Origin of the sequence: Terriglobus roseus DSM 18391, from assembly GCF_000265425.1 — a bacterium.
GTDB lineage: Bacteria > Acidobacteriota > Terriglobia > Terriglobales > Acidobacteriaceae > Terriglobus > Terriglobus roseus.
Window position 1 is genome coordinate 4,471,375 of record NC_018014.1, and the last position, 20,673, is coordinate 4,492,047.

Consider the following 20,673-nt stretch of genomic DNA (forward strand, 5'->3'; position numbering starts at 1 on the left):
TTCGGGCTCCTGCTTTCATTTCGCAGCATCGTCCGTCTACACCCTACGGAACCACACCAGGAACTAAGCCATGTCCTTGCCCAACGGGCGCCGGTAGCGGAATCTCGCCTCGGCGCATACAATCTTAGGAGCATTTCACTTCCCGGAAACAGCGAGCCTGCATGGCGTCTTTCGATGCGCCGCGGCCGAGTGGGAATCGAAGGAAACACATGAAGTTGAGCGGAAACGGCCGGTTTGTTCTGGCCTGTGTGGTATCGGGTGCCCTGGCCCTGGGTATGACCTCATGCGGCGGCGGCACCATCGGCTATCTATGGGTGATGGAAGCCAAAGCCACAACCAACGGCGCTGGAAACACCATCACCGGTTACAAGGTCGACAACTACTCCGGCAACCTGACCGAGATGGTGCACTCGCCATTCTCCTCAGGCGGCAACAGCCCGGTGATGGCTGTCGTCAAGCCCGGCGGTCGTTACCTTTACGTCCTGAATCAGAATGACGGCGTAAGCTCCGTCGTCCAGTTCAGCGTTGGCGGCGACGGTGTGTTGACCTCGCAGCAGGCCTTTGCCTCTCAGGGCGGCACGCCGCAATGGATGGACATCGACGCCTCCGGTAGCTACCTCTACGTCCTGGATAGTGTCTCGCCGGCACGCGTCACCACCGGCACCACTACCACGGCGCCGAACTGCACGTCCGCCACCGGCCTGCTCGCAGCTCCCTGCGGCGCCGTCACCGTCTTCTCCATCGATCCGGACACCGGTCGCCTCACGCTCGTGCAGAACCAGTCGGTACGTGTCAACGGTACCTACCTGACCTACACCTCCACCGGCCCCAATCCGAGCCGTATCAAGGTCACCTCGGCCGGTTCGGTCCTCGTGGTCAACGGCGATCAGACGATCACCTCGCTCGCAGTCGGTACCGGCGGTCAGTTGACCGTGGGTGCAAACTCCACGCAGGTCATCGACACGCCTGTCGCAGGTCAGACCGTTCCGTACAACTACACCTCCATCACCAGTGGCGGCACCTACATCTACCTGACGGATGGCACCAACAACCGCATCCTGCAGTACACCGTCAGCACCTCGGGCGTTCTGCAGCCGGTCACCGGCGGCATCGTCAACAACTTTGTGGCAGGCGTCACACCGGTGTGGACGTACACCGATTCGTCGAACAAGTTCTTGTACGTGCTCAATCAGAACAATTCGGTGACCACGTCGCCCAAGAGCAGCATTGCGGCGTACACCATTCAGAGCAACGGCGTCCTGGCGCAGCAGTCCAACAACCTGAACCCCTACGCTGTTGGATCAGGTCCCGTCTGCATGGTGGAAGATCCCACCAAGCAGTGGGTCTACACCTCCAATCAGGACGGCACGGTGACCGGCTACCATATCGATCACGACCGCGGCACGCTGAATGTACTGATCCACGGTTCCACCTTCCAGGCACAGGGCAAACCCTCCTGCCTGGTCATCAGTGGCATCACCAGCTAAGTCGGTATCACGCGGCTGCCCGGCTAAACGCCCGGCAGCCGCACATGCATCAAGTTTGAGGAAACGCATCGCATGAAGTTCAACCAGATCTGCCGCATCGGCGCGGCCTCCGTGCTTTCGCTCGCCGCCTGCCTCGGCCTCACAGCCTGCAGCCGCGATTACACGGTCGGCTTTCTCTACGTCACGTCGTCGCGCGGAAGCACCAGCAGCGCCAACGGCGTTCTGAATGAGTACGGCATCGACTACCAGACCGGATCCCTGATCCGCCTGGCAAGCTCCGGCCAGGACACTGGCGGCCGCAACCCCGTGGCACTGACAATCACGTCCAATCAGAAGAGCGTCATCGTGGTGAATCGCGATGATTCGAACCTGGTCGTCTTCGCCATCGGCACCGACGGCAAGCTGTACGCCAAGACCACCACCACGGTCGCAGGTAGCTTCCCGACGGCAGTCGCCCTCTCCGGCGACAACAAGTTCCTCTACGTTGCGTTCACGTACAAGCCTGGCTTCACCACTGCGAACCCAGGCCCCGGCGGCGTCGAAGTCTTCCCGTTGACCTTCGATAGCGAAGGCACCGCCGCGCTTGGCACACCCGTTGCCAACGGTGCGCTGAACTACTTCCCGCTGGGTTACGCTCCCACCGGCATCGCCGTCTCGAACAACGTGAATAACACCACGACGACGGGCGTCAACGGAACCTGCTCAGACACCACCTGCTCCAGCTACGTCTACGCGATCGGCCAGGATCCCAACACGGCCATCACGAACAACCTGCTGGCCTTCAAGCGGACCATTAGCACAGGCGCCATCGCTCCCATCGGCAATACTGTGATCGGTACGGGCACGGCTTCGTCCACAGGCTACAACTCGGGCATCCAGGCCAGCTCCATCACGATCGCTCCGCTCGGGAACTACGTGTACGTCACGGACCGCTCCGGCAACCAGATCATCGCGTACAGCATGGCCTCAGGCGGCATCCCCACGGCCATCACCACGGGACCGTTCGCCACACAGTCGCAGCCCACGGCCGTCACCATCGACCCGCGCGGCAAGTTCCTGTACGTAGCGAACTACAACTCCAACACGGTGCAGTCGTTCGCCATCGCCCAGTCCACTGGCGCGCTGTCCGCAACGGCCGGCTCCTCAGGCGCATCCATAGCCACCGGCACAGGTCCCACCTGCGTCACGGTTGAAAACGCTCTGGGCATCTACGTGTACACGTCCAACTTCCTGGATAGCACGGTGACCGGCCTGCAGCTCGACTCCGCCACCGGCCAGCTCGTGAAGGTGCGCAACACACCGTTCCCGGCCTCCGCAGGACCATCCTGCGCAGCCGCAATCGCAAACGGCTCGCACTCGACACAGTTGATCCAGTAGCAAGCCAGCAAGCCAGCAAACGGGATGCGCACACAGCGCATCCCGTTTTTCTTTGCAATCCCCCCAGCCGCCGTCATCCTGAGCGAAGCGAAAGACCCCGTCGCCGCTGGCGCACGCGAAAACCCTCCTGGGCTTTCGCTGCACAATCGATCCTGCCCGCAGAAACAAGTCCTACAACAGGCGCCGCCGGCAAATAAAATCAAACCATGCACCGAGTCCACCTGATCACCACCGGCGGCACCATCGAAAAGCGTTACGTCGAGCAGGATGGCTCCATGGAAAACACCGTCCCGCAGATCCGCCGCTGTCTCTCCATGCTGCGCCTGCCCGACACGGCGATCACCGTGGAAGAGTTGATGAATATCGACTCGCTCGTCATGACCAACGACCACCGCAAACTCATCGCTGAGAGAGTCCTCGCACAGGCCACCGAAGGCACACCTGTCCTCGTCACCCACGGCACCGACACCGTCGTTGAGACCGGCAAAGTCGTCGCAGAAACGCTTGCGCAGCACTCCGCCGCCGCCACCGTTCCCGTAGTCTTCACCGGCGCCATGACTCCCTTCGGCATCGAGGGCTCCGACGCCCTGCAAAACCTGACTGAAGCCCTGCTCGCCACCCGCATGCTACCCGGCGGTGTCTACCTCGCCTTCCACGGCCAGGTCTTCCCCATCGCAAACGTCCGCAAAGACCGCGAAAACAGCCGTTTCCTCCGCATCGACTGAGATCGCAGGTGTAAGCGACAAATTCGCCACCAGATCCTGACCGGGTTAATACCACGGCGGTTATGCCTAATGTCCGAAAGTGCGCGTTCAAGGCCACGACTTCCTAGCCACGGCAAGAGCCCTTGGGGATGCTTTGCACCCAAAAGTGCGGGCTGAAGGCTCGCGACTTCCTAGCCCAGGGGCAAGGCCCTGCGTATGCGCACATGCCGAAAGTGCGGGCTGAAGGCTCGCGACTTCCTAGCCAAGGGCAAAGCCCTGCGTATGCGCACATGCCGAAAAGCGGGCTGAAGGCCCGCGACTTCCTAGCCCAGGGCAAAGCCCTGGGTGTGCTTCGCGTCCCGACAATGCGGGCTGAAGGCCCGCGACAAAAGGCCTGAATCTTGGAATACCGTCCCGCCCGGACGAGGCGTCGCGGTCCTCCTTCGTACTCCAAAGGCGCGACGAGATTAGCCCAGGCGACACAAAGGCCATCACCGACCACACTCGCAAAACCCCCGAAATTGGAACATCCGACTGCCGCAAGCATCCCCGGCCAATCGGCAGTAAACTAACAAAGGCCGCGGGAGTGGCGAAATTGGCAGACGCACTAGACTTAGGATCTAGCGGAGAGATCCGTAGGGGTTCAAGTCCCCTCTCCCGCACCAAGATTCCCGCAACACCAGAGAGATCATGAGCGACAACACACAGATCGAACCGACCCTCCGCGTCACCCAGTCTGACGACTACAACGACGTGTACGCAAACAGCGTGCAGATTCGCATGAGCGTCTGGGACTTCCAGCTGGTCTTCGGCACCATGCAGTCCAACTCGCCCGATGAGGTCACCTTCCTCACCAAGCAGGGCATCTTCCTCAGCCCGCAGCAGGCAAAGGCTCTCTTCAACGTTCTGGGTCAGAACCTGGCTCAGTACGAGGGCACCTTCGGCGAACTCAAGCTCGAGCCCCAGCAGATGGGCAACGGCGGACCCATCAACTAGTCCTCGGCGCAGCACTCGCTGCGTCTGCGCTGACTTCTTTGCTTTCGGAGGGGCATGGCTTCAGCCATGCCATAACCGCCGGAAAAGAATTTGGCTTCAGCCGCTCAGGCGAGCTCGCTGCGCTCGAAGCAAGCTGATCGTTTCATCCCCTGCGCGTGCGCCTATGGTGCACGCGCAGAGGTTTGTTACAGCTGACATCGCACGGAACGCAGGACCGTAAGAGCAAATCGGCGTTAGCCGCTGAGGTACGTTCTCCGCAGCCACAGCGAGAGCGCCAAAGATTGAAAGCGCCACGACCGGAGAAGCCATCCATGCTGAGAGCGACAGACAAACAACGTCCCCCCTTGTCGCTCCCCCTGCTCTTCGCTCCGGTCTTCATCGCAATCGTCGCCTTGCACGCCACACTCCTGCGACTGCCCTACTTCTGGGATGAAGGCGGCTACTACATTCCCGCCGCGTGGGACTTCTTCCGTCTCGGCACCCTCATCCCCGAGACGACCATGCGCAACGCGCATCCGCCGCTGCCATCCGTGCTGCTGGCCGCCTGGTGGAAAATCGCCGGCTTCCACATCCTCAGCACACGTCTCTTCGTCTGCCTCATCACAACCTTCGCGCTGCTGGCTGTCTTCCGCCTCGCACGCATGTTCGCAGGTGATGCGGCCGCACTGGCCGTCATGATCCTCACCGCCATCTACCCCGTCTGGTTCGCACAGAGCACCCTCGCACACGCCGACATCTTCGCCGCTGCCTTCACGCTCTGGGCGCTCGCCTTCTACGCTGACCGCCACGGCTGGACGCTACGGACACCAACCTCCACGCCAACTGCCAACGCGATCAGCACCGGCCTGCTCTTCACACTCGCGTGCCTCTCGAAAGAGACGGCCATCGTCATCCCGGCGGCACTCTTCTGCTTTGAGTTCCTGCTACTTGCCGATCGCATGCCCGCGGTCAAGCATCGCATCAGGCAGCAACTCCCCACGACATACGCAGCAGACGCTGGCCCCGAACATCGGCTGGATGGCCGCATGCTCCTGGCACTTGCCACGCCCGCAGTCTTCCTTGCGCTCTGGTACCTCTATCACCACCACAAGACCGGCTTCACCTTCGGCAACCCCGAGTTCCTCCGCTACAACGCCACGGCGAACATGTCGTTCAGCCGCATCGCGCTCTCGCTGCGCCACCGTCTCGTCCACCTGACGGTTCACATGAACCTCTATGTGCCCATGCTGGCCCTCAGTGCGGTCTTCCTGCTGCCCTCCCGCTACGCCGAAGGCCGTCGCTTCCTCCCAGTCCCCGCGCTGCGCATGATCGTCGTCCTCATCGTCGCCCAGTGGATTGCCTTCTCCATCCTCGGCGGTGCTCTGCTCACGCGTTATCTGCTGCCCGCCTATCCGTTGCTGCTGATCGTCTGCGTCGCCGCATGGAAGAGCCGCGTCCGCCTCTGGCACGGCATCGCCGCACTGACACTCGTCGGCTTCGCCATCGGCTGCGAGGTCAATCCGCCCTATCCCTTCGCGCCGGAAGACAATCTCAGCTACCGCGACATGATCGTCGTCCACCAGCACGCCATCCGTGTGCTGCAACAGAAGTTTCCCGGTGCAACCGTTCTCACCGCATGGCCTGTTCTCGCCGATCTACAGCGCCCCGAACTCGGCTATCTGAAGACGCCCGTGCGCACCACACCCATCGAGAACTTCAGCGCAGAAGAGATCGCCAAGGCAGCCTCCAACGCCGGCTCCTTCGACACTGCTCTCGTCTTCTCCACGAAGTACGACCCACCACCCGGCGGCCTCAACCTCGCAGGCACCAGCCGCAAGGACGACAAACGCTTCTACGACTACCACCAGGACATGCTGCCCGGCGAAGTGGCCCGCGCCCTCGGAGGCAAAGTCGTCTGGCAGGAAGAGCGCAAAGGCGAGTGGGCCGCCGTCCTCTACTTCCCCCGAAGCTACGACGTACAGCTCAAAAAACCCGCACGACTGCCGCGATAGCAGACTTGATTGCACCAAGAAACCCTTCTGGGAATCGCAAAGTCGTCACGGTCCGTTGTGCTCAGAAGTCCCGCTCCGGCCAACCTATAATCAACTCGATGCGTCTTGTACCCCTTCTCCGGCGTTCGGCTGCCGCTGCCCTGCTCATTCTTCCCACGTCCGCCGCGCTCGCGCAGGCAGACGAGGCTGGTGGCCGGGTCGTCCTCGTGCTGCCCTTTGACAATCGCTCCGGCCAGTCCAACATCGACTGGATCGGCGAGTCGTTCGCCAACACGCTCAACGCCCGCCTGCGATCCGCCGGCTTCCTCACCATCTCGCGCGACGACCGTGTCTATGCCCTCGACCACCTCGGCCTGCCCACCGGCTTCCGTCCCTCGCGTGCCACCACCATCCGCATCGCGCAGACTCTCGACGCGCAGTTCGTCATCGTCGGCAACTACTCGCTCAAAGACGGCAACGTCATAGCGCAGTCCCAGGTCCTCGCCGTCAACCAGCTCCGCATGTCCGCCCCCATCGAACAGAGCGCCGGCCTGCCGCGTCTGCTCGATGTCGAGAACAACATCGCCTGGCTCAGCGCACGCAGCATGGACCCAAAGTTCGCCGTCGCACAGAACACCTTCCAAGCAGCCTCCGCCGGCCTGAAACTCGACGCTTATGAGAGCTACATCCGTGGCATTACGGCAACAACAGACGACGAGCGACTGAAACGTCTCAAAACTGCCGTAGAGCTGTCTCCAACCAACGCGGATGCGCTCCTCGCGCTCGGTAAAACCGAGTACGCAAACGGCGAGTACGACAACGCCGCAGCCGTCCTCGCAAAGGTCCCCGCCAACGACCGGCTCGCGCTGGAAGCAGGCTTTTACAGGGGTTTAGCCAGTTTTAACAACGCAAAATACGCCGAAGCAGAAGCAGCCTTCGCAGCAGTAAGCATCAAGCTGCCACTGCCCGAAGTAACAAACAATCAAGGCGTAGCCATGGCCCGCCAAAGAAAAGACGCAACAGCCCTGCTACAGCGCGCCTCCACCGCCGATCCGCAGGATGCCGACTACCACTTCAACATCGCCGTAGCTCTGCGCCGCCGCGGCGACAACCTGCACGCCAAGACGCAGATCGATCAGGCCGTAAAGCTCCGCCCCAACGACGCGGAAGCCAAACAACTACAAGGAGTTGTGACCGGCGCCACGCCGCCGGCTCCCGGCTTCGATCCGCAGGAACGCATCCGCCGAACTTACTCCGAAGCCGCATTCCGCCAGGCCGCCTTCCAGATCGATCAACTGCGGGCCGCACGTCTCGCAACGCTGCCCCCCGCGCAGCAGGCCACCGAATACACGCAAGCCGGGCAGGACTATCTGAACCAGGGCCTCGTCCTCGAGGCCGAACGCGAATTCCAGTCAGCCCTCGCGGCCGACGGAAATTCCCCAGCCGGACACCTCGGCCTGGCCACAGTGCGCGAGCGCTCCGGCAATGCCGACGACGCCCGCAAAGAGGCCCAGGCCAGCATCGCCAGCAAGCCCACAGCGGCCGCCTGGCTCCTGCTCGCACGCCTCGACTTCAGCGCGAATCAGACCGCAGCCGCAGCCTCGGATATCAGCAATGCGCTCCGCCTCGAACCGACTAATCCCGCGGCGCTCAGTATGAAATCGTCCTTCCAATCGCGGGGGATCACCGTCCAGTGAAGAGCATGTCGTTCCGGCAATCACTCTTCCTCTTCGTAGCGTTCTTCATGGCCCTTACGCCGCGAGCCTGGAGCGCCATCACGCCACCTCATCCTCCCGCCGTAATTCGCGTAGATTCCATTGAGCTGCACGATACGCTGCAGCCAATCCGTGCCCGCGTCTTCGCATCTGCCATCGATCGTGCGAATCACGACGGCGCACGTGCAATCCTCGTCAGCCTCAGTACACCCGGCGGCATCGACAGCGCCACCGACACTATGGTCGAGGCGATGCGCCGCTCGCACATTCCCATCATCGTCTGGGCGGGATCACCGGACACGCGCGTCACCGGCGAAGGCGTGCGTCTACTGGCAGAAGCCGACGTCGCCCTGATGGCCCCCAAGACTTACCTGACACCGCTATGGACTGAGCCGACGCGCAGCATCTCCGAGACGGTCCACGCTGCCTACGGTCGAGAACTGGCAGCCAGCCTCTCGGACAGCTTGGCCGCACACGGCCGCAAGCCAACCGCAGTCAACGAGCTCTCTGCCGGCATCCACTGGTTCAGCGCGGAGGAGTCTGTTGCCGCAGGCTTCGCGGATGGCATCGTATCCCTGCCAGCCGAGGCCTTGCGGTTCGCCGCCGAGCATCCTATCCGTCGCCGCTCAGGGATTGTGACAGCGCCCGAGCTGTCTACCGCCGATATCAATTCCATCAGCACCGGCCCAACCGACCTGCTGCTGCTCTCGTTGATGAACCCGGATCTTGCCGTGCTCCTGCTGACGCTGGGTCTTCTCCTGATCTACCTAGAGATCAACACCCCCGGCACTATCGTCCCCGGCGCGGCCGGCCTTACACTCGTCCTGCTGGCGGCCTATGCGCTGCACCTGTTGCCTCTAAGCACCCGCGGCGTGCTGCTGTGTGTGCTGGCGGCTGTGCTCCTACTGTGGGAGTCGCGCGTTCCGCGACATGGCATCCTTGCGACGCTCGCCGTTGTCGCGCTGTCTGTAGGCCTTGGCCTGCTGGTTCGCGGCCCCGTCCCGCAGCTTGAGGTCAGTTGGGAGACCGCGGTAGGTGCGGGGATGGGCATTGGTGGTGTCACTGCCTGCCTGCTCGTCCTGGGAGCACAGGCGCGCCGCGCAAAGATCAAAACTGGCTCAGAGGCGATGCTGGGCTGGCTGGCGGTTGCGCAGACGCCACTTTGCCCGGATGGGCAGATCCTAGTCCGCGGCGAGCTCTGGCAGGCCCGTCTGACCAGCAGCGTCTCGTTCGTCGCCGCTGGCGATCGCGTCAAGGTCCTTCGCGCCGACGGCCCGACCCTGGAAGTAACGGCCGTTCCGCTGACCCAATTCTCCTGAGAAGTCAGGCACGGGCAGGGTGCTCGAAAAGTTACTGCTCCCGACGCGACCAGGCCGGTTCTTTCCAGAATCTCCCGCGTCCATCAAATACGCTCGATGCCGAGGTACCTGGGTGCCGTTGCTCTCAAGTAAACTGAACAGAGCCGGTGCATCCACCCGGCGCGAGGTCTTGCAGTTGATGCTAAAGCGGTATGCTTCCCTTCTTGCTCTTCTTCCCGTCCTGTCGGCCGTGACGCCCATGGCCCTGCACGCTCAGGACACCGCTGCCGCACCCACGCGCGCCCGCCGCGTGCTATCGCACTTTGATATCGGCGTCTCCGGCATCGCCTTCTTCACAAAAGATGTCAGCGGCACCGTTGCCAGCAGCTCCTTTGGGCAGAACTATAACTTCACCCAGAGCGCCAGTTCCGCAGCCGGTGTATTGGCCACGATCCGCGCGCAGAAGTCGCCGTGGAAGGGCCTCGAGTTCAACTACGGTTATGGCCGTACGACCGAGAGCTACACCTGCTGCAACGTGAGCAGCAACAACGGTACCTACCTGGGTCCATTTCAGAGCCAGGCGACAGCCAGCGAATACACCATCGGCTACCTTGTACGGCCCGACCGCAAGATCTTCGGCTTTCAGCCTTACGTCGCTGCGGGCGCCGGCGTCTACGAGTTCAAACCCACAAAGAATGGTGGTCAGGGACTGCAACCTCAGGCTCGCGCGACCTATTATTATTCCGTCGGCGGCGAGAGCATGATCACTCCCTCCTTCGGTATCCGTGCCGGCTTCCGTCAGCTGTATTACAAGGCTCCGGATTTTGGTCAAAACTATCTGAAGATCACCAAGACCACCTTCACCTCTGAGCCACAGGTCGGCATCTTCTACCACTTCTAAACCCCGTTCCCCCACGGAGCATGCAACACATGAGTCCCACGTTCGGCGATACGGAAGATGATGTCACCCTGCGGGGCCGCCGCATGGACGAGCGCCGCGGCAAAGAGGTCGACGATGCTCCGGCCGACCGCGAGGTCACGCTGAACACCGGCACCGTGCTGGCGCTGTTCTTCACGCTGGCGCTCATCTGTGCGGTCTTCTTTGGCTTCGGTTATTCGATGGGCCGCAAGTCCAATCAGCCCGCCGTAGTAAGCACCAGCGACAGTGCCCCTGCACCCGCACCGGTCGAGGCCACAAACACCTACAAACCCTCACCCGGCTCGCCGGTCATCCAGCCCGTGCCCGGCTATCAGGGTTCGTCCGCAGCTGAAACTAAGCCGACTCTCGCCGTCAAGCCCGCTCCCGCACCCTCTGCTGCCGCGACGCAGTCTGCCGACGCCGCCTCGGCGGTGGTGCGCAAGCCGGTCAAGCCGGTCACAGCACCCGACCCAGCCGAAACGGCAGCGGTCAAGCCGGCGCCTACCGCCGCTCGCACACCCGCGCCCGCTGCGGTGCCGGTGACGACGTACAACAGCGCCGTCCCAACCGCCGGTATCACCTACGTGCAGATCGCGGCAGTCAGCCACAGGGAAGACGCCGACGTCTTGCTAAGTGCGTTACAGCGCCGCGGTTACAAGGTGCTGGCCCGGACCGACACGGCTGACAAGCTGATCCACGTGCAGATCGGTCCGTTCACCGACCGCAAACAGGCCGAAGTGACCCGTCAGAAGCTACTCGGCGACGGCTATAACGCCTTCCTGAAATAAGCCGGCAATCGTGGTTGATCCCACGTCTCATTCTGAGACGTGGATCAAATAGCCCGACAATCCAACCCAGGAATCGAAGCGTGACCGCTACTCCGCAGAGGTTTCCAAAGGCCGCATAGCCTCCGGTAAAGCCTGCTCAATCGCCCCGCGCACCGCGGCGATAAACTCGGCGCGATTCTTGTACATGGCAGGATCGACCGCGGGCAGGAATTCCACTCGAGCCACGCCCGGATAGACCTTCGCAGAACCCTTGTGCATCATGCTCTCCGTTCCAGAGATCGCAACCGGCACAATGGGCGCACCGGTCGACTGCGAAAGATGAAACGGCCCCGCCTTGAACGCCTGCAGACGCCCCGTGCGTGAGCGCGTTCCCTCAGCAAAGATCAGCATCGAGAGGCCGCCGCGAATCACTTCCGCGGCATAACGAATCGACCGCACGCCCGAATCGCGACCGCCCTCGCGATCGATGGGCACGTACTTCGCCATGCGCCACGCCTTGCCGATCACAGGGATCTTCAACAGCTCCGCTTTAAGCATGATGCTGGGCTCGCCCGGGATCAGCGGCACCATCAGTGGCGGGTCAAGATTCGAGACATGGTTTGGCACAAAAATGCAGGGTCGATCGGGGATGTTCTCCCGTCCGACCTGTTCCACGCGGATGCCTGCGGCGCGGAATCCGACCGAGCAGATCCACTTGCCAACGCGGTACATCGGCTTGATGTCCCCGGTGAGAAACGTCCACGGAATCATCACCAGTCCGGCGGGTATTCCAAGACCGGCAAATGCCAGCACCATCTTGATAGCAGCCCACATCAGCTTGCCTTTGGCGACGAAGACACCTCAATGGCCCTCGGAAGTTTGTTGTAGATGTCGCCAAAGCCGCCGTTGGAAAGGATCGCAACGACGTCTCCGCTCTGCAGTTCCGGCGCCAGGGCAGCCGAAATAGTGTCCGCATCCGCCAGCAACTGTGCGGGCACACCGGCAAGATTCAGCGCGCCCACCACGGCTGCCGGATGTAGTCGCTCAGCTGGCGGGATGCTCTCACTTTGGTAGACCTCGGCCAGCACCACGCGGTCGGCGATTGCCAGACTCTCAATCACCTCGCGTTCAAAGACGTTGCGTCGTAGCGTGTTGGACCGCGGCTCCAACACCGCAATCAACCTGCGGCCTGGATATGAACCGCGCAACGCGCGCAGTGTTTCGCGGATCGCCGTAGGGTGGTGCGCAAAGTCGTCAATGACGGTGATCCCGTTGATCTCGGCACGCACCTCAAGCCTGCGCTTCACACTGCGGAAGGTCTTCAACGCCTCTACGATGGAAGCAGCGTCCACGCCCTGCCCCGCAGCCAGCGCGGCTGCAGCGGAAGCATTCAGCGCATTGTGCTCGCCCGCCATGGGCAACTCAAGCTCCGCAAACAGCTTACCCTGCCGCAACAGCTTCCAGCGCGACACCGGCCCTGCCTGGAAGTCCGTCAATCTCCAGAATGAACTGTCCTTGAAGCCATACCGCTCCACCGGGCAAAATGCCTTCGCGACGCACTCGCTTACATTCTCACTGCCGTCGAAGGCGACCAGCCGGCCGCGCCGTGGAATCAGGTTCACCAGCCGCTTGAAGGCGGTCTTCACCTGGTCCAGATCCTTGTAGATGTCCGCATGGTCAAACTCCACATGAGTCAGGATGGCGGCATCCGGGAAGTAGTGCAGGAACTTCGGCCCCTTGTCGAAGAAGGCGGTATCGTACTCATCACCCTCCAGCAGAAAGGGCTTCGTCTCACGCACAGCAAAGCTGGTACCGAAGTTCTCCGCAACACCGCCGATCAGGAACGAAGGCGCCAGCGCCGGATTTTTCTGCGAAGCGACCTCGTAGATCCAGGCCAGCAGGCTGGTGGTGGTCGTCTTGCCATGCGTGCCAGTTACAACCAGCGGCTCGCGGTTACGAAGGAACTCATCGTGGATCAGCGCTGCCATGCTGGTGAACGACAGCCGGCGATCCAGCACGGCTTCCAGCTCGACGTTACCGCGCGAGATCGCATTGCCAACCACGACCAGGTCCGGAGCGGGTTCCAGGTGCGCCGCATCGTACGGCTGCATGGGCTCAATGCCCATCGCGCGCAACTGGTCGCTCATCGGCGGATACGCCGCCGCGTCGGACCCCGTCACACGGTGCCCCTGCCCCTGCAGCATGCCCGCGAGCGATGCCATCGCCGTGCCGCATACGCCGATCAGGTGGATATGTTTTGCTTTTGTTGCTGCGCTCTCGCCAACCATCGGTCTTTACTTTACCGCCGCAGGCGTCGCATCGACTGCGGCTTCCATCACTTGCAATGAAGCCACCTCGGTACACTGCAGCCGCGCGCGCACACCCAGCGGCAGCGTCACGTTCGGCGTATTTACATGACCGCACTGCAGGCCGATGGAAATTGGTCCCTGAAAGTCACGCAGATTATGAAGCAGCGCCCGCTCCAGCAGATCGTTCTCCGCGGCATCGTCCACGCACTGCGCCATGTCGCCGAACACGATGCCTTTCACTCGATCCAACAAACCCGCATACCGCAGGTGCAGCATCATGCGATCCCACTGGTACGGCTTGGTACCGACCTCTTCCACGAAGAGGATGATGTCACCCTCAGGCATCGTCATCGCGTACGGCGTCCCCAGTGACTCCACCAGCAGTGCCAGGCATCCGCCATACAGCGTGCCTTCCACGGTCTCGCCCGCACGCAGGACACGCATGCCCTCGCGCCGGTCCAACGACCACGGCTCCGTGCGCTCCAGCGCATGACGCCAGCTGTACAGATCCACGCCATCCGCCAGCACGTCACCGCGCGCAAAGTCCGGCGAAATCATCGGCGCATAAAACGTTCCCAGTCCGCACGTCTGCGCGAACCAAAGATGCAGCGAGGTGTGATCGCTGAAGCCAATGAACGGCTTCGGATTCGCCTTGACCAGCGCGGCATCCAGATGCGGCAACAGCTCCGCCGTACCCCATCCGCCCCGCGTGCAGATGATCGCATCGATCGTTGGATCCGCAAACGCCGCATGCAGATCTGCAACACGCGCAGCAACATCGCCGGCGTAGTACAGCGGCCCGCTTACAAGCGCCGACGGATAGAGAACGGGCTCATATCCCAAGGACGCAAACCGAGTCATCCCCCAGCGCACCAGCTGTTCCTTGGGAGTGCTCGCCGGCGACACCACAGCAACGCGCGCACCAGCCTTCAGTGCCTTTGGACGAATCAAGAGGCCAGCCCCTGCAAACTTACCTCGCCCTTGCAGACGATCTCGGCTGGCCCGGTCAGCATCAACTGCTCGCCGTCATTCCAGACCACCTGCTGCGCACCGCCCAGCGAACTCGCCGTCAATGACCGATCGCAGCCAAGCAACACGATGCTGGCCGCGGCCGACGCGCTCGTACCTGTGCCGGAAGACTGTGTGGGACCAACACCGCGCTCGTAGATGCGGAACGCGATCTCGCCCTTCGAAATCACGCGGACAAACTCAACGTTCGTGCCCTTCGGAAAGTCCTTGTGCGTGCAGATCATCGCACCAAGCTCTTCCCATCCAAGCCCGCTCGCACGGAACGCAGGGTGATCCGTGAAGATCACAAAGTGCGGATTGCCGACATCGACCACGGCACCCGCGACCTCTCCGACACCATCCACGACAACGGCCTGCTCCAGCACCTTCGGAACGCCCATTGATGTCTGGATCAGGAAGTGCTCCTCATGCGCGTCGTCGCCACACTCGATCACGCGGCACTGCTTTGTGCCGCCGGGCGTACCCATTGTCGTATCGCGCAGGCCTTCGCTGTACGCAAGCCAGGCCGCAACGCAGCGCGTGCCATTGCCAGAGAGTTCCGCCTCCGAACCATCCGCATTGAACAACCGGAGGAAGAACGTGCCGTCATCTTTGCGAGCCAGAAACTCGACGCCATCCGCGCCCACGCTGTAGTTTCGCGAACACAGCAGCCGAGCCATGCCGGCATGATTGTTATTCGCCAGCGTCTCTTCAACAACCAGAAAATCATTGCCGCACGCATGCGCTTTTACAAACGGAATCATCGCGCTCCTCCGAACATGGTGCTGCGATAAATTCGCGCACAACCCTGCCCGCTGTTACAGATCACTTCCAATTCCGACAGACCTTCCGGATGCGCGGCAACTGCCTTCGCCACCGGATCGCCGTCGATTGCAATCACCAACTGCGCGTACTTCGCCGGCAACTGGCTCGCCTGGTCAAAGCTTTGCGAATCCAGCGGACTCACCAGCCGGCGCAGCGGAATACCCGCATCCTGCACAGCGCCCATGTGGTCGTTCGTATTGAACATGATGGTCGCGCCCGGCCCGGCGTTCAGCATCTCCTTTGCCAGCGTGGTCTCGAAAGGAATGCGCGTGATCGAATTCATCAAGCCTTCCTCAAAGACCAGCGGCGGCGCCGTCAACCACTTCGGAACCTTTGCGTTCTCACCGCGCACACGCTGCAGCATCGTGCCAAACGTACCCATCATCGCCACAACATTGAAAACGATGCTGAACAGGACCAGGAAGAAGAAGAGGTCCGCCTGCTTCTTACTCCGCGCACGCAGCCACTTCTCCACCGCAGCGAGCACCAGCGCCGTAAAGATCGTCAGCGCAGGCAGCAGCTCCATCCCATAGCGCGAGTTGTAATACGACCCCGGATAAAGCTGCGGGATGAACATCGGCACGTGTCCCCACGCGATCGAGTACACATAGAACGGCAGTGGAAGCCACAACAGCAGCGTGATTCGCGAAAGCTTTTGCTTCCACGCCATCCACCCACCGGCCAGCGCGGCAAACATCACGCCAAAGCCGAGCTCATACGCCGCCGCATCCACCTGCGCAGCGCGCGTGAAGTAGATCAGCGCCCAGCCAGGGTTGTGCATGCCACGTCGCGGTGCCGATCCTGCAGGCGTCGTCTTTTCTTCAATCGCCTTGGCAGAGTAAGGCCCACGCATGAAGTCGAGCCAGTCATGCTGATACACCGCGTTATAAGCAAACCAAAGCACAGGTCCCATGGCGGCCAACACGGTCATGATGAGCAAGCTCGACTTGGTAGCCTGCTTTGTCGCGTCGCTCGAACGCCACCACGCCAGCGCCAGCACCACCCAGATCGCTGCACCTACAATCCAGCCGTCGTAGCGCGTAAATACCATCGCCATCGTCAGCAGACCGCTTAGCAGCATCCGCGTCTTGGCAGTCGAAACCTTGTTCGCGCCAAGCGCTTCCACGGCTTCGTACGCGATGACGGTGGACCACAGCAACAACGCGAGAAACAGCGGCTCTGTCATCGCTGTCGTCGACAGGTAAAGCAGGTTCGGATTCAGCGCAAAGAACGCCGTCGCTGCGAACGCCCAGGTCGGCGTGACCAGCTTGCGTGCCAGCGCATAACATCCCGCATTGCCGAGCACATAAGCAGCCAGCGAAGGCCACGCGCCCGCAATACCGTTCTGCCACCAATCCATGCGCTGCACAAAGGGCAGCATCAACAGATGCGGTAGCGGCAGCCAAACGCCGCCCAACTGCGCCAACCCCGGATAGCGAGCATCGAGAATCCGACGTGCAATGCCCAGGTGCGCGACGGCATCGCCATACAGCAACATCCATCCGCGCGAGGCAGAGACCAGGAGCGCAAGAAAAGCCAGGATTACCGACGCCAGCGCGATCGGCATAATCTCCTGCCGGTTCGCGGGATAGACCGTGTTTGGATCCTGCGGTGCACGACGCGGTGGCGCCGCCCGGCGCATCGCAGCACGCGGCGACTGCATCGTCTGACCGGAAATAGTCTTACGCGGCATCGAGATCCAAATGCGAGATCTGCCGGAAGAGTCCGAAGCGCTCATCGATCTCCTCACGCGTTGTGTTTTCCAAACGCTCCGTACCAAAGCGCTCCACGGCAAACGAACCCATCACGCCGCCGTAAAACAACGCTGTGCGAAAGACACGCGGCGTCAGCTTCGGCTGCGACGCAATGTACCCATAAAACCCACCGGCAAACGAATCGCCCGCGCCTGTCGGATCGACCACCGATTCAATTGGCAGCGCCGGCGCACGGAATGGCACCAGGCTCACGCCACCGTCTTCAAACGAACGATCGCTGAAAAAGGCCGTCGCTCCATACTCGCCATGCTTGATCACCAGCGACTTCGGTCCCATCGCCATGACCTTCTTCGCAGCCGTCACCAGGTTATGCTCGCCCGTTAGAAGACGCGCCTCACCATCGTTGATGATCAGGATGTCCTCCACGGCAAGCACCTTGTCCAGGTTCGCGCGATGATCGGCAATCCAGTAGTTCATGGTGTCACCGGCAACCATCTTTACGTCCGGCATCGCCTGCCGCACACGCAGTTGCAGCACCGGATCGATGTTCGCAAGAAAGAGATAGTCAGTGTCCTTGTAGCTGGCAGGGATCTTCGGATCGAACGAGCCGAAGACATTCAGATCAGTGCCAAGCGTCTTCGCCTCGCCCATCGTGCCTTCATAACTGCCTGTCCAGTGGAAGGACAGACCATCGGCATGCTCGATGCCGCTGGTGTCGATGCCCTTTGAAGTCATGACAGCCTCGTGCTCCGGCAGGAAATCCTTACCCACGACACCGACAACGCGCACATCAGTGAAGAATGAAGCAGCAAGCGAGAAGTGCGTCGCTGCCCCACCCAGCACCTTAGTGCGTGAGCCGCTGGGGGTGGTCAACGTGTCAAACGCTACAGAGCCAACAACGAGAATCGACATTCGTGCCTTTCCTTGATGGCAGGACAGCCTCGCGCGGGCTTGCTACTGCCGGAGTTTCGTGGAGATCCTTCGCCTCGCTCAGGATGACGATCAATCGTGAGTAAAGTTACTTGTCGTACTTATCGAGAAAGATCGCGAGTTTTTCCCGCGTCGTCGCCGGGATCATGCTCTTGTCCGTCATGATGGCCCACTGCAGTGCGCTAGCGATCGGCGTTCCGCTGTTGTCCTTTGGCAGTGCCTTCACGGCACCGGTCAGCACACGCTGTGCATTCGAAGAGTTCTCATGCACGACCTTGATGACCTGTTCGACGGTCACATCATCGTGGCCTTCATACCAGCAGTCATAATCGGTAACCATCGCCAGCGTGGCATAGCTGATCTCGGCCTCGCGAGCCAGCTTGGCCTCCTGCAGATTCGTCATGCCAATCACGTCGGCGCCCCACGAGCGGTACAGATTCGACTCGGCACGTGTGCTGAACTGCGGGCCTTCCATGTTCACGTACGTTCCGCCCAGCTTGCCGACGACACCGGCTTCCTTGCAGCCCTGCTCGAACGCCTTTGCCGCAACCGCGCAAACTGGATCGCCAAACGCCACGTGCCCCACGATGCCATCGCCGAAGAACGTGGCATTACGCGCAAACGTGCGATCGATGAACTGGTCGGGAATGACGAAGTCCGTCGGCTTGTGCTCTGCCTTCAAGGAACCTACTGCTGAGATCGAAAGGATGAACGACACGCCAAGCTTCTTCATAGCGTAGATGTTCGCGCGGAAGTTCAGTTCCGTCGGCAGAATGCGGTGACCGCGGCCATGGCGCGCCAGGAACGCGACCTTGCGACCCTCCAACGTGCCCAGCACAATGGTCTCGGACGGATCGCCGAACGGCGTCTCTACCTTGATCTCACTGGTGTCTGTCAGTCCCGGCATGTTGTACAAACCACTGCCGCCAATGATGCCGATCTCTGCCTGTGCCACGTACGTTCTCCTTGATGGTGTTGCGTTTCTTATTGAACTAGCCGATGCGTCGCATCGATCACAGCGCGCGGCACTCCTATGCCCGGCAGCAGCGACCGAAAGCCCATCGTCAACTCATGCTGCGGCATCTGCGAACCCGCCTGCATCAACGGCCCACGACCCTGTGCCTCGCGATACTTCGCTTCCAGCTGCTTCGCCATGGCGCGGTCATAGCCCTCGCTGATGAACACGCCTGTGTCCTCCAATGACAGCCAGACATCACCTTCCGACGTGCTGTAAAGCAGGTGATCTTCATCACCATTGGGCAGATCCACCTTCTTCAACGCGCTGTATTTACGAGCGAGAGCGCCCGCATAGATCTTCAAAAAGCTGCGCGCGGAATCGCGGTTTTTCCACTGTGAGTAGTAGATCGTGCCGATGGATGCCGGCGTCTGCTTCACTGCGGGCGCGGCATTCCGGTTCTGCGCCGCAAAATAGATGCCGCCATTCCACGCGACGGCAAGCGGACCCGCCATCTGCTGTCCGCCGAACAGCTCCGTGATGATCCGGACATCCAACTCGCCCATCACACCCACGTCATACGGATCCCAGTCTTTATCCAGCAAGCCATGAATGTCCGGCATCGTCAGCACCGGAACAGGCGTCTTTGCCAAGTAATCCTGCGCATGCAGGATCTCGTGCGACGATCCGGGCGGACGATCCAGTGCGCCGGCGAAGGCCACATCCACGCCACCCGACTGCAGCAACTGCTGCTCAAATCCAAGTCCTGCGCCGTAGGGAAACAGCAATGACTCCTGCAGCAGCAGTGGCGCGCGCGCCAGAATCGGCGAGCCCGCAGTGTCACTGGCCATCTCACGCATCCGGTCGCCAATCTCCGGTGAATCCGCCAGCGTCTTTCCCAAGTCCTTCAACTCGTAGTCGACGAAGACGGCCATCGCCTGGCCCTCCGTTACACTCTCACGCGCAGTCGAAGCCTCGTCCAGCTGGATATGCCGGTTGTCGTCGCCAACGTTCTTGCTGATGTCGGTCGGCCCCGGCGTGCCCCACTTCTCCAGATGCACGCGGTCGTCCTGTACGGCATGCGTCAACTCATGCGCCAGCACGGACTTCTGCTCGTCCGGCTTGACCCAGTCCAGCATGTTAACCGTACGCGTCTTCGGGTCGTAATACGCGGCCACCTGCTCGGTCAGCAAGCTCAGCAAAAACGGCTTCAGCGCAAAGTCGCGATCCAGCAGCCCGAACTTCTTCAACACCAGTTCGCTGCGTTCCAGACGCTTTGCGCCCTCGTCTTCGCTCATCTTCGAACGCAGATCGCGCTGCACCTGGTCGCGCGTCAGCAACTTGCGCTTCACCGGCCGCGAAGCCTTCAGGTGCGAATCCTTCGCAACAAACGCCAGGATTTCGTCAACCGAGCGGAAGAGCTCTGCCGCCTGGTCCTTCGTCATGGGAGCCTTGGACTCGCTCAGGCCACTCTCGCTGTGCGTCGTCGACGTTACGGGCGGCGGTGCAATCGGCTGCGGTGGCACCGTCTGCGCGGGGAGCGAGGCGGTGGCGGCGAAAAAGACGGCAGCAAGGGGACACAGTGGGAGACGGCGGGCGCGCTTCAAGACAGTGACAACTCCAGTGGGACGCGAGCGGCGCGCGCGGGCCATGGGCCGTCGCGGAACCTATAATCCAGTGTACGGGCAAGCGGGCCTT

Annotated in this window: 17 protein-coding genes and 1 tRNA gene; 10 read left to right on the forward strand and 8 right to left on the reverse strand. The window is 61.6% G+C overall.

Annotated elements, in window-relative coordinates; all coding sequences use genetic code 11:
- Positions 1-209: 209 nt before the first annotated feature.
- The 10 genes from TERRO_RS18475 (at position 210) to TERRO_RS18525 (ending at position 11,254) form a co-directional block, all read left to right on the forward strand.
- The gene (locus TERRO_RS18475) at positions 210-1,487 is read left to right on the forward strand and encodes a lactonase family protein (protein WP_014787232.1); all 1,278 of its coding nucleotides are present in this window, start codon (positions 210-212) and stop codon (positions 1,485-1,487) included.
- Between the two features lie 72 nt (positions 1,488-1,559).
- Positions 1,560-2,864, forward strand: coding sequence for a lactonase family protein (locus TERRO_RS18480; RefSeq protein ID WP_014787233.1), 1,305 nt, complete (start codon positions 1,560-1,562; stop codon positions 2,862-2,864).
- 206 nt (positions 2,865-3,070) lie between these two features.
- Positions 3,071-3,589, forward strand: coding sequence for an asparaginase domain-containing protein (locus TERRO_RS18485; RefSeq protein ID WP_014787234.1), 519 nt, complete (start codon positions 3,071-3,073; stop codon positions 3,587-3,589).
- Positions 3,590-4,148: 559 nt separating this feature from the next.
- Positions 4,149-4,233, forward strand: a tRNA-Leu gene (locus tag TERRO_RS18495).
- A gap of 25 nt (positions 4,234-4,258) precedes the next feature.
- Positions 4,259-4,564, forward strand: a complete 306-nt coding sequence (locus TERRO_RS18500) for a DUF3467 domain-containing protein (RefSeq protein ID WP_014787235.1) — start codon at positions 4,259-4,261, stop codon at positions 4,562-4,564.
- A gap of 344 nt (positions 4,565-4,908) precedes the next feature.
- Complete coding sequence (locus TERRO_RS18505; protein WP_245536146.1) at positions 4,909-6,555, forward strand: ArnT family glycosyltransferase; 1,647 nt, start codon at positions 4,909-4,911, stop codon at positions 6,553-6,555.
- A 98-nt stretch (positions 6,556-6,653) separates the two neighbouring features.
- Positions 6,654-8,231: a tetratricopeptide repeat protein gene (locus TERRO_RS18510; protein ID WP_014787237.1), complete on the forward strand. Its 1,578-nt coding sequence runs from the start codon at positions 6,654-6,656 to the stop codon at positions 8,229-8,231.
- Between the two features lie 5 nt (positions 8,232-8,236).
- On the forward strand, positions 8,237-9,568 hold the full coding sequence (locus TERRO_RS22375) for an NfeD family protein (protein WP_014787238.1): 1,332 nt from the start codon (positions 8,237-8,239) through the stop codon (positions 9,566-9,568).
- A 178-nt stretch (positions 9,569-9,746) separates the two neighbouring features.
- Entirely contained in the window at positions 9,747-10,448 is a 702-nt protein-coding gene (locus TERRO_RS18520; protein ID WP_041592714.1) for an outer membrane beta-barrel protein, read from the forward strand.
- A 29-nt stretch (positions 10,449-10,477) separates the two neighbouring features.
- Positions 10,478-11,254: an SPOR domain-containing protein gene (locus tag TERRO_RS18525; protein WP_014787240.1), complete on the forward strand. Its 777-nt coding sequence runs from the start codon at positions 10,478-10,480 to the stop codon at positions 11,252-11,254.
- Positions 11,255-11,341: 87 nt separating this feature from the next.
- Here the strand turns inward: TERRO_RS18525 and TERRO_RS18530 are convergent, their stop codons facing one another.
- The 8 genes from TERRO_RS18530 to TERRO_RS18565 form a co-directional block, all read right to left on the reverse strand.
- Entirely contained in the window at positions 11,342-12,067 is a 726-nt protein-coding gene (locus TERRO_RS18530) for a lysophospholipid acyltransferase family protein (protein WP_014787241.1), read from the reverse strand.
- Positions 12,067-13,521, reverse strand: a complete 1,455-nt coding sequence (gene mpl / locus TERRO_RS18535; protein ID WP_014787242.1) for a UDP-N-acetylmuramate:L-alanyl-gamma-D-glutamyl-meso-diaminopimelate ligase — start codon at positions 13,519-13,521, stop codon at positions 12,067-12,069. Before mpl ends, TERRO_RS18530 begins: the two co-directional genes overlap by 1 nt.
- A 6-nt stretch (positions 13,522-13,527) precedes the next feature.
- Positions 13,528-14,493, reverse strand: a complete 966-nt coding sequence (locus TERRO_RS18540; protein ID WP_014787243.1) for a S66 peptidase family protein — start codon at positions 14,491-14,493, stop codon at positions 13,528-13,530.
- On the reverse strand, positions 14,490-15,314 hold the full coding sequence (gene dapF / locus TERRO_RS18545) for a diaminopimelate epimerase (RefSeq protein WP_014787244.1): 825 nt from the start codon (positions 15,312-15,314) through the stop codon (positions 14,490-14,492). The genes TERRO_RS18540 and dapF overlap by 4 nt, the downstream gene beginning before the upstream one ends.
- Positions 15,311-17,068, reverse strand: a complete 1,758-nt coding sequence (locus tag TERRO_RS18550; protein ID WP_014787245.1) for a hypothetical protein — start codon at positions 17,066-17,068, stop codon at positions 15,311-15,313. The genes dapF and TERRO_RS18550 overlap by 4 nt, the downstream gene beginning before the upstream one ends.
- Complete coding sequence (locus TERRO_RS18555) at positions 17,058-18,002, reverse strand: PfkB family carbohydrate kinase (protein ID WP_014787246.1); 945 nt, start codon at positions 18,000-18,002, stop codon at positions 17,058-17,060. The genes TERRO_RS18550 and TERRO_RS18555 overlap by 11 nt, the downstream gene beginning before the upstream one ends.
- Before the next feature lie 106 nt (positions 18,003-18,108).
- Entirely contained in the window at positions 18,109-18,975 is an 867-nt protein-coding gene (gene mtnP, locus TERRO_RS18560; RefSeq protein WP_014787247.1) for an S-methyl-5'-thioadenosine phosphorylase, read from the reverse strand.
- Positions 18,976-19,004: 29 nt separating this feature from the next.
- A complete protein-coding gene (locus TERRO_RS18565) occupies positions 19,005-20,582 on the reverse strand; it encodes a hypothetical protein (protein WP_157178439.1) in 1,578 nt (525 codons plus the stop codon).
- Positions 20,583-20,673 lie beyond the last annotated feature (91 nt).

What these genes read in the sequence shown, in the direction of transcription:
- TERRO_RS18525 (WP_014787240.1), top strand. Translation starts at nt 10,478, where the DNA reads ATGAGTCCCACGTTCGGCGATACGGAAGATGATGTCACCCTGCGGGGC.
- TERRO_RS18550 (WP_014787245.1), bottom strand. Translation starts at nt 17,068, where the DNA reads ATGCCGCGTAAGACTATTTCCGGTCAGACGATGCAGTCGCCGCGTGCT.
- TERRO_RS18530 (WP_014787241.1), bottom strand. Translation starts at nt 12,067, where the DNA reads ATGTGGGCTGCTATCAAGATGGTGCTGGCATTTGCCGGTCTTGGAATA.
- mpl (WP_014787242.1), bottom strand. Translation starts at nt 13,521, where the DNA reads ATGGTTGGCGAGAGCGCAGCAACAAAAGCAAAACATATCCACCTGATC.
- dapF (WP_014787244.1), bottom strand. Translation starts at nt 15,314, where the DNA reads ATGATTCCGTTTGTAAAAGCGCATGCGTGCGGCAATGATTTTCTGGTT.
- TERRO_RS18555 (WP_014787246.1), bottom strand. Translation starts at nt 18,002, where the DNA reads ATGTCGATTCTCGTTGTTGGCTCTGTAGCGTTTGACACGTTGACCACC.
- TERRO_RS18485 (WP_014787234.1), top strand. Translation starts at nt 3,071, where the DNA reads ATGCACCGAGTCCACCTGATCACCACCGGCGGCACCATCGAAAAGCGT.
- TERRO_RS22375 (WP_014787238.1), top strand. Translation starts at nt 8,237, where the DNA reads ATGTCGTTCCGGCAATCACTCTTCCTCTTCGTAGCGTTCTTCATGGCC.
- TERRO_RS18520 (WP_041592714.1), top strand. Translation starts at nt 9,747, where the DNA reads ATGCTAAAGCGGTATGCTTCCCTTCTTGCTCTTCTTCCCGTCCTGTCG.
- TERRO_RS18480 (WP_014787233.1), top strand. Translation starts at nt 1,560, where the DNA reads ATGAAGTTCAACCAGATCTGCCGCATCGGCGCGGCCTCCGTGCTTTCG.
- TERRO_RS18475 (WP_014787232.1), top strand. Translation starts at nt 210, where the DNA reads ATGAAGTTGAGCGGAAACGGCCGGTTTGTTCTGGCCTGTGTGGTATCG.
- TERRO_RS18500 (WP_014787235.1), top strand. Translation starts at nt 4,259, where the DNA reads ATGAGCGACAACACACAGATCGAACCGACCCTCCGCGTCACCCAGTCT.
- TERRO_RS18510 (WP_014787237.1), top strand. Translation starts at nt 6,654, where the DNA reads ATGCGTCTTGTACCCCTTCTCCGGCGTTCGGCTGCCGCTGCCCTGCTC.